At 45.3% G+C, this 8014-nt stretch carries 9 protein-coding genes, 1 pseudogene and 1 riboswitch; of the genes and pseudogenes, 6 read left to right on the top strand and 4 right to left on the bottom strand.

From position 1 onward, the window contains the following. Window positions 1-256: 256 nt before the first annotated feature. Window positions 257-1159 carry a nitroreductase family protein gene (locus HQK80_14105; protein ID MBF0223332.1) on the bottom strand — a complete coding sequence of 301 codons (903 nt, stop codon included), beginning with the start codon at window positions 1157-1159 and terminating at the stop codon, window positions 257-259. Between the two features lie 110 nt (window positions 1160-1269). Further along, window positions 1270-1475, top strand: a riboswitch (cobalamin riboswitch). 101 nt (window positions 1476-1576) lie between these two features. Here HQK80_14105 and HQK80_14100 point away from each other — a divergent pair. Then, window positions 1577-2589, top strand: a pseudogene (locus HQK80_14100) (phosphomethylpyrimidine synthase ThiC). A 38-nt stretch (window positions 2590-2627) separates the two neighbouring features. Here HQK80_14100 and HQK80_14095 read toward each other — a convergent pair. Together HQK80_14095 and HQK80_14090 are read right to left on the bottom strand one after the other, a co-directional pair. After that, window positions 2628-3440: a MotA/TolQ/ExbB proton channel family protein gene (locus HQK80_14095; protein MBF0223331.1), complete on the bottom strand. Its 813-nt coding sequence runs from the start codon at window positions 3438-3440 to the stop codon at window positions 2628-2630. Beyond that, the gene (locus HQK80_14090) at window positions 3440-4414 is read right to left on the bottom strand and encodes a flagellar motor protein MotB (GenBank protein ID MBF0223330.1); all 975 of its coding nucleotides are present in this window, start codon (window positions 4412-4414) and stop codon (window positions 3440-3442) included. The genes HQK80_14095 and HQK80_14090 overlap by 1 nt, the downstream gene beginning before the upstream one ends. A gap of 234 nt (window positions 4415-4648) precedes the next feature. Here HQK80_14090 and HQK80_14085 point away from each other — a divergent pair, with 234 nt between their 5' ends. Both HQK80_14085 and HQK80_14080 read left to right on the top strand, forming a co-directional pair. Next, complete coding sequence (locus tag HQK80_14085; protein MBF0223329.1) at window positions 4649-5134, top strand: GatB/YqeY domain-containing protein; 486 nt, start codon at window positions 4649-4651, stop codon at window positions 5132-5134. A 6-nt stretch (window positions 5135-5140) separates the two neighbouring features. Continuing rightward, window positions 5141-5635 (top strand): GNAT family N-acetyltransferase, encoded by a 495-nt coding sequence (locus tag HQK80_14080; protein ID MBF0223328.1) that lies wholly within the window; start codon window positions 5141-5143, stop codon window positions 5633-5635. A gap of 19 nt (window positions 5636-5654) precedes the next feature. Here the strand turns inward: HQK80_14080 and HQK80_14075 are convergent, their stop codons facing one another. Beyond that, on the bottom strand, window positions 5655-5867 hold the full coding sequence (locus tag HQK80_14075) for a hypothetical protein (protein MBF0223327.1): 213 nt from the start codon (window positions 5865-5867) through the stop codon (window positions 5655-5657). A gap of 331 nt (window positions 5868-6198) precedes the next feature. Between HQK80_14075 and HQK80_14070 the strand changes: the two genes are divergently transcribed. The 3 genes from HQK80_14070 (at window position 6199) to HQK80_14060 (ending at window position 7633) form a co-directional block, all read left to right on the top strand. Then, on the top strand, window positions 6199-6549 hold the full coding sequence (locus tag HQK80_14070) for a tyrosine-type recombinase/integrase (GenBank protein MBF0223326.1): 351 nt from the start codon (window positions 6199-6201) through the stop codon (window positions 6547-6549). A gap of 321 nt (window positions 6550-6870) precedes the next feature. Next, entirely contained in the window at window positions 6871-7230 is a 360-nt protein-coding gene (locus tag HQK80_14065) for a hypothetical protein (protein ID MBF0223325.1), read from the top strand. A 25-nt stretch (window positions 7231-7255) separates the two neighbouring features. After that, window positions 7256-7633: a MarR family transcriptional regulator gene (locus HQK80_14060; GenBank protein MBF0223324.1), complete on the top strand. Its 378-nt coding sequence runs from the start codon at window positions 7256-7258 to the stop codon at window positions 7631-7633. Window positions 7634-8014 lie beyond the last annotated feature (381 nt).

The raw sequence follows: 8014 nt of genomic DNA, 5'->3' as shown, positions 1-8014 counted from the left end.
TAAAATTGAAACGGTTTTATCCGTTATTAGCAATTGTTTACTTGAAAGGTCAAGCTTTTTTAATACCAGCCCCTGATGGAGCACAAAACCACGGTGACTGATTGACTGACAGTAACACACCCCAACGGACAAATGCTGTCCCAGGTATGATTTTTTTGTGGGAGGTATTGTGGAGGTTTGCACCACCCGGCTGCTCAGAAATTGTTCGGAAGCCTTTTGCAATATTGGGAAGGCAACAGTGGGGCAATCAACCAACTTATACGATGCGGATAACAGGTTTTTTTCTGTGGGTCAGGCGGCTGTACTCTTCTCTCGGATAGCCAAGGGCTATGCAGGCATAGACCGTTTCTTCGGCGGGGATAGTAAGAGCTGGCTTGATTGTGGCGGAGAGGTTGGCGGCGTGCACGGCATAGCCGATCATGCAACTGCCAAGGCCCAGAGCATGCGCACCTAACAGGATGTTCTGGCTGGCCATGAGGGCGTCATCCTGAGGGCAGCTTGCTCCAGGTTTGCTGCCGATAATGATTGCTGCCGTCGCACCATGAAAGAGCGTGTCCTTTTTGTGTATGTACCAGTCTTTCAGTCCATGCTGAACAGAGGTGTAGTGGTTCTGGTGGTATTTGCCGAGCCGGTCTTTATAAAATATTTTGGAAATAGCGCGTAGGACTGGATTTGCTGCCTTTTGGTTGAGTTTGTGAAAAAAATCAGCAACCTGTCCACCAAGGACAATCAATTTCTCTCGTGTAGGAACCAGTGTGAAAGTCCATTGTTGACTATTGGTGCCGGATGGGGCTGTAATCCCGAAGTTGATAAGATCGTATAGGATTTCTAAAGGAACCTGCTTGTTCGTATAATTGCGGCATGACCTGCGAGAGCGCAGCAGACGGTCGAGCTGTGCCGGCTCGAACGTGCCGTGGGGCAGCCATCTATCTTCAGGCCTGAAACTTCTGTAGCTGAACTCTTCCTTGAGAGCTCCGACTTTGATAGCGCCGGTGGGGCAGGTTGATTCGCAGTGGCCGCAGTTCATAGAGTGACTTCCAGTAACTGCAGCCTTGCCATTAATCATGGAAATGGTGTTTGATGGACAAACTTGAATGCACATTCCACAGCCAGTGCAAAGCTCGTGGTTGATTGTGGTGGTGACTTCTTGGTTGCTCATATGGTCGTGGATCTCTTGATTTATGTTTATCGGCGGATGTTGGGGATGAGCGCAGATTTTAAAAACAGAATTTTTGTTGACTTTAACCCTCTGAGTATTTATTTGAAAGCAAATTATTGATAGTTGATTGTTCGGTTAACGGAACACGGTGTGAATCCGTGGCATAGCCTGATGCTGTGACCCCAGAGTGTGGTTTCTTTTGGTGATTTTTGGTCACTGGTTTATTCTTTCGCCCTGAAATGCGATATGGATGAACTGGGAAGACCGCCGGAGGAAGGGGGAAGCCAGAAGACGAGCGGAACAATTGTAAAATCAGTTAGAACGCAATGGTAAAAGGTTCTGATGGGCAATGCCCGGTCAGGGCCTTTTTTTATTTATGGCTGCTGGCAGGGTATACAAAAAAGTGAGGAAGAACACATGAAAACCCAGTTGGAGCAGGCACGAGAAGGTATTGTAACTAAACAGATTAAAGAAGTAGCTGAGATCGAAGAAATTGATACGGAAATTATCCGCAGACGCGTGGCAGCGGTGAAATCGTTATCGCTAATCACCCCAAGCGACCACAGCAAAAGGTTGTCGGTATCGGTACCGGACTTCGCACAAAAGTGAATGCCTCGATTGGCACTTCTTCTGATATCTGTGATATCGAAATGGAGGTGCGAAAGGCCAGAATTGCCGAAGAAGAAGGTGCTGATACGCTAATGGAACTGTCTGCTGGAGGTGATCTTGATGCCGTTCGCAGGGCCGTGATTGCAAGTACCAATTTGCCTGTTGGCACGGTTCCTCTGTACCAGGCCTTTAAGGAAACAACGGCCCGGTATGCGAACCCAGGTAAGCTTGATCCTGAGTATCTTAACTGCGAGCTCGCTGAACTGGGCAGGGAGATGGGTTGTCAAATGATGGTTGAAGGTCCAGGGCATGTGCCGCTTGATGAGATTGCCGCCAACATCATGCTGGAAAAAAGAATGAGCGGTAATGCACCGTATTATGTTCTCGGACCGATACCGATGGATACTGGCGCCGGCTATGACCATATTGCCGCCGCCATTGGTGCTGCAAACTCATCTCGCCATGGGGCGGATCTGGTCTGTTATATTACCCCGGCCGAACATCTTGCCTTGCCCAATGAGCAGGATGTGCGTGAGGGCGTACGGGCGACTCGTCTTGCCGTCCGTGTCGGCGATATTGCAAAATATCCAGAGCGTCGACAGTCCGAAAAAACAGCAGCTATGGCAAGACGTGATATGCGCTGGGAAGACCTTGAGGATGCGCTAATGTTTCCAGATGCGGCCAGAAGCATGCGGCAGAGCCGAATGCCGGAAAACAAAAAAACATGCACAATGTGTGGTGATTTTTGTGCAATGAAAAAGGGTATGGAGGTTTTTAAAGACGATATGAAAGGAGAGAAGGTGTACTGCCGGAAGGGGTAGCGCCTACGTAAAGGTGCTTAATGGCGGCTGGTCTTGTCTCAATGCTTGTCTTTTTTAATTTTAAAGCGTTCCTGGATCTTACGCAGAGATACTTTCTTGCCTTTTCGGGCGGATGGGGTAAGGAAGAATTTTAATTTCTTTTCCAGCAGCCGGGGGTTCATTTCACTTTCGATGGCCAGAATGCCGTCAAGAATGATTTTTTGCAGTAAAAGCTCATGATAGGTTCGTTCCTGGAGATTTGCCGCAAAAGGAATGAATATAAAATTGGCCAGAATGATCCCGTATAAAGTTGAGGTTAGCGCAATTGGTACCATCTGCAGAACTACAGCGGTGTTGCCAACTCCGGAAAGCATGCCTATAAGGCCAACAACACTGCCAACCAGACCGAAAGACGGGGCATAGTCAGCTATGCCCCGCAGGATCATTTCAGTCTCATGCCGGCGTGTTCTGAAAAAGAACATTTCGGTGCTCAACACCTCTTTAATCATCTGCGGGCTATGACCGTCGACCAGCATGCCAAGGGCATTGCGTAGAAAGGATATAGTGGTTTCATCCTCTTCCTCCTGGAGAGAAAGAATACCCTGATAGCGGGATTTAACGACCAGATTAACCAGAATATCGATTATTTCTTCTGGAGTTTTTGGACTGTTTTTATACGAGAAATAGACAACCTTGGCGACAATCGCCAGCCGTTCAAATCGGTAACTGACCAGCGCCGCCCCAAACGTGCCGCCAGTGACGATAAGCATTCCTGCTATATTAAAAAAAAGTCCTATATTGCCATGTATTACAAATCCAAGGATGAAAAGCAGCAGGCATAATGCCAGGCCGATCGTGTTTTTATGCCGCATCAGTGGGCACCCTCTGTGGGCAGAAACTGCGGCGCTGGCTGAGTTTCTTGACTTAAGTTTGCGGGGCTGAAATTTTCATTGATCTCTGAGTCAAACGACTCACTCTGCAATGGTAACAGTTTAGTCAGGACGATCTCGACTCGTCTGTTTTTGGCACGATTTTCAGGGGAATCATTGGGAGCTGCCGGTTGATGAAAGGCATGGCCCGTCACGAAAAAATGGCTGGGCGGCAGCCCTGTTTGTGCGATGAGGTAGCGCGTGACAGAGCTTGCCCGCAAGGCAGACAGCTCCCAGTTGCTGGCATAGGCGTTGTTGGTCTGCTGGTTGTCGGTGTGGCCGATGACATTAATTATGTATGGGGTGTTTTGAATGATTCTGGCAACCTGTTTCAGGTTGTCACGGGCCGAATTTTTCAAGTTGACAGCGCCAAGATCAAAGAGCAGGTCGCCAGTTAAGACAATTCGCAGCGTCCGGTCGGCTTCAAGATCAATTGAAGCAAACTCCTTAATATCCTCCTGATGAATGAGTTGCCGACTGAAATCATAGACTCTGGAGACAGACTTGTCGGCATATTGAAAATAGTTGTTTGTACCCATCATCGTGGTGTCTCGGACTTCATTGCCAATATGTCTGCCGGAGGCAAAGCCCAACCCATCACCACTAAGAAACTCCTTGTCTGCTGACTTGTAGACAAACATGACCATAAACAGCACGAACATCGTCATCATCAAATCCGACCAGGCAACAGACCAGTGCGTTGACCGACTTACCGGTGTTGGAAAGAATATGGCATTGGTTGAAGAGTGCTCAGAGTTGTTGATCAACGATGAATATGAAGAAAAGTCATGGTCATCAGACAGATATGCTAATTCCTTATGCGGGTGGGAATGGGTTCCCGTCGGAGGATCGAAACCGGTTTTGGTATGTTTGTCGGAGGCCTGATTTTTCATGTGAAGTGTAAAGAGAATGCTCATTTGTCATTTGTAGTCATCATATTTGAGACATATCGGTCTGTTTGCTGAAACTGTTGAGCTAATTATGACCAGTCCGTTTTGCGGCTTTGCTCTGCGCAACAGGCATAACTGGCATTTATTGTTTGCATGTGCTAAATTCCTAGGTCTGTTTGCGGATATCATAGGTGAAGAGGAGTGGTATTGATGCTTTTCTGTAACCTTCTACTTTAAAGAGCTTCTGGATGGAGAGAGATTATGGCTGAATATGGTTGGGATCAAGATATGCGGGTCAGTATGATGGAAAAACTTAAAGCGGATTTGAAATCTGCCATGCTGGCAAAAGATGTCGACGGGAAAAACACCATCAGGCAGGTTATGAGTGAATTCTACAAGCTGACGGTGCCGATTACCCTTGAAAGTGGTAAGAAAACAACACGCCCCAAAAAAGATGAGGAAATTACCGATGATGATCTGATTTCACTTATTCAGGGCCTGGTTAAGTCGGAGAAGATGGTTCTGGAAATGAAGAAGGAGGCAACCTCACCCTACCTTGAAATTTTAACGAGATACCTGCCTGCGATGGTTGATAAAGAGGCAATTGCTGCCTGGGTTGCAGATAACGTTGATTTGAGCCAGTTCAAAACTCCAATGCAGGCCATGGGTCCCATTATGAAGCATTTTGGTAAAACTGTTGATGGTAACGATGTCAAAGCAGTTCTGTCAGCTCTGTCTAAAGGGTAGGGTGCGGTGCATATAACACCTGCTCAAGAAGAAGATATAAGCCAGATTGTCTTTTTGGAAAATTTCATTGAGGGGAGAGATGCTGCCAGCAGGCAGACTTTGTTGGCACGGTTGCAGATGTTTAGTGAGGGGTTTCTTGTTGCCAAAATTAAAGGGAGAGTGGCGGGTTATATTGAAACCTGCATTTGGCACCGAGAAACGCCGCAATTTCAGGCTGACCCGAATTTTTTTCTAACAGAACATGCTCTTGATGGGGCGATTATCTATATTATTTTTGTTGGTGTTGAAGAGAGACAAAGACGGCACGGTATTGGGTCGCATCTGATCAGAGAGGTTATTGAGACGATCGGGGGTAAATTTCCGGCAAACCGAGTTCATGCGGTCAGCCGTGATCCAATACTCCCCTTTTATAGAAACCTGGGCTTTTCTACCGTGAAGAGACTGCCGGGCTTTCTGCCTGATAAGCAGATGTATTCGCTTATGGAGTTTTGTTTGCGGTAGGTTGTTTTCTGACAATGGCTTAATTAAGAGTGTCAATAATTGATATAGCTCTTTCGTTGTTGAAGTGTTCTGAATTGTAGAAGTTACATTTCTTGCCGGACATCATCTTATTGATTAGATCATGATCGGCGCAGCACAGTGTTCCTGTTTTAACGATGCAACAGTCGCCATGATCCGGGTGAGCCGGGCAGGAATCAGTCCATTTGTAATTTTTATACTCCCAGCAGTTCATGGCTCAGCTTTTCCTTAAGGTTAAATTTGTTCGTCAATATTCACTTTTCCCAGGCGAGTATATCTTGATACTAATCTAGTATATTTGTCATTATAAAGATTTGAACTACCGCTGTCCATTAAAAAAAAGGCTATCCTGAATTAGACGAATTAGGACGAATTAGGGGACAGACCACGTTTATTTTAGACGAATTAGTTTTAAATTGGGGTCTGTCCCCTATTACTTTACATTACAGCGTGATAATTTCGGCTTGTTCTAAGGAAAAGGGACGAATTAGGGGACAGACCACGTTTATTTAATCGAATTAGGGGACAGACCACGTTTATTTTAAATTGGGGTCTGTCCCCCATTACGTTTCGCCAAAAAATCAAAGTATATCCCTGTAGTTCTTTCCCGCCAGGAAGTTGATTCAATAATAAATCATCTCGAATATCCATTCGATATCGTGGTGAGCCTTCTTTATGGCTGCGGGCTTCGACTCTCCGAGGGGCTCACCCTTCGAGTGCAGAATTTCAATTTCGATGATGGAATCCTGACAGTCCACGGCAAAGGTGACAAGGATCGGACGGTACCGCTCCCCCAAAGGCTTATTCCACGGCTGAAAACCCAGTTGGAGGCGGTGAGCGAACTCCATGATCAAGATCTTGCCGTTGGCTATGCGGGGGTATTTCTCGTCGATTAAGACGAATTAGGACGAATTAGGGGACAGACCACGTTTATTTTAAATTGGGGTCTGTCCCCTATTACTGCCTGTCCCCTATTACTGCCCTATTACGCTACCAATAACAAAATATTTTGCACAACCAGGCGTTTGAGAGGGACAGCAAGAAGCGCGGTTGAAAATCGTCACGCTTTCGCTTGCCCCCGCGTTCACGGCATCTGCACCGCTTTCCTGGCTGCCCCTCAACTTAACGTTATAAATCGAAATAAATAATGACATTCACGCCACCAATTGTTATCATTAGATGATAATATGAAAACTTAAATCTAGGCGATGTGCCGAATGGTCAATAACATAAAAAACAAAGATATTGGTCTTGAAACGCTTTTACAGCTAGATGGCGAAATTTTCCCCATGGACAATGGCTATTGGGTGAAGTTCAAAGTCCATCGAGTAGAGCCTAATGAGCATATACCCCATGGCATAAGATATTCATTAACGTTACACGACAAAAACAACAGAAGAGTTGTTGGTTACGACAATGCACATGGGTTTAAACCTAAAAGAAAAAGGTTCAGTGGAACAAGAACCGTATGGGATCACAAACACAATTACGAAAAGGTCAATCCTTATGATTTCGAGAGTGCTTTCAATCTAATGGAAGACTTTTGGAAAGACGTAAACGACCTAATTCCAAGGTGAGGTATTAGCTATGGCTACCAAAGTAATGAAAGTCGGTATTATTTCAAAAACAGCTTATATTGAAAGAACTTTAGCTATTGCTAAAGGTGATTATAAGCCAAGAAAAGATGAGCCTAAAGTTTGGTTTGAATCTGTTAAATCCATGTCCCAAGTTCTTAGCAACGAAAATCAAGAATTATTGCGTGTCATAATTAGTCACAAGCCACATTCAATTACAGAGTTAGAGAAAATTACTAGCAGGAAAAAATCCAACTTGTCCCGAACTCTCAAGACATTAGAAAAATATGGGATTGTTGAACTAAAAAGAATGGCTGGCAAAATCATTCCGAAAGTAAAAGCTACTGACTTTAACGTAGAGTTTGGGCTTCATTATAGTTCACCAACCCATCAAATTTCTGCGTGAAATTTATAACAAAACGCTACACCAGACCAGGTTCTCGTTCGTTTATTAAAATCTGCAAGCACGGGGCTGGCTGGTGAGCTTAACGTTCGGCGAAAAGCTCTTTATAACCAAATTAATTTGTGGCGTTGTCAATAGGAGACCTATAAAAAGCCCACCATTTCAGTTTTTTTTTAGCTATTTCAACCTCGCCTCAATTTTTATAACGATACGACCGCCCCATTTTCAATCAAGATCAGGAGTTACGGTATAAATGCGTAACTTCTCCAAAAGTGGAGGCAGATTGCTTTGTTTATCTTCTGGATTCCGGCCAAGAACATGCCGGAATGACGAAATTACGATGGTTTACGGTCGTCATCCCCGAATGTCGTTATCGGGGATCCA

The sequence above is a fragment of the Desulfobulbaceae bacterium genome (genome assembly GCA_015231515.1).
Classification (GTDB): Bacteria; Desulfobacterota; Desulfobulbia; order Desulfobulbales; family VMSU01; genus JADGBM01.
Note: the sequence above shows the minus strand (reverse complement) of the source record. Positions and strands in the feature narration are given on the sequence as shown.